The following is a 592-nucleotide window of genomic DNA, read 5'->3' as shown; positions in this document are numbered from 1 at the left end:
ATCGTATTGCATTGGGTGCCAGTCCTAAAGGCCATAAGCAAGAAGAAGGCGACAACCGAACGCCAGAAGGCAGTTACACGCTCGATTACGTGATTGAGGATTCTGCGTTTTATCGCTCGGTGCACATTAGCTATCCCGATGCTATTGACACGTTAGAGGCGCACCGGAGAGGTGTCTCCCCAGGTGGGAACATTAAAATTCATGGTTTAAAGAATGGTGAGACGCAAGATCCTAGCTTTATTCAGAGTTTTGATTGGACCAACGGGTGTATTGCGCTCACCAATGAAGAAATGGATGAATTCATCCAGCTTGTCACCATGGGAACACCGATCACGATCGAGTGGTAGGACTCGTTATCCCACGGGAGCTTTGAAAGGTTATTGCATAAAACGTTTTGGATGGTCACTAAAAATGCCATCTAATTGCGGAAGGTGCTTGAGCTTATTCGGGTTGTTGACCGTGTAACACATGACCTTATAGCCCGCTTCTTGCAGCTTAATGATCTGACGCGAACGAACCCAGTTAATATTTAGGTTACAGCTGTAGGCTGCCACTTCATCTAATAATAGCCCGTCTTTTTTTGTAAAAAACT

General features: G+C 45.4%; 1 protein-coding gene and 1 pseudogene. One reads left to right on the top strand and one right to left on the bottom strand.

Annotated elements, in window-relative coordinates:
* Positions 1–347: L,D-transpeptidase family protein (locus R8O11_RS29545; RefSeq protein ID WP_318195166.1), on the top strand; the 347-nt coding region annotated here is incomplete at its 5' end.
* Between the two features lie 30 nt (positions 348–377).
* Here the strand turns inward: R8O11_RS29545 and R8O11_RS29540 are convergent.
* Positions 378–592 (bottom strand): annotated as a pseudogene (locus tag R8O11_RS29540) (glycerophosphoryl diester phosphodiesterase); the annotation flags it as partial.

The organism is Vibrio sp. 1288 (assembly GCF_033344475.1).
This window is presented reverse-complemented; position numbering and strand designations above follow the sequence as displayed.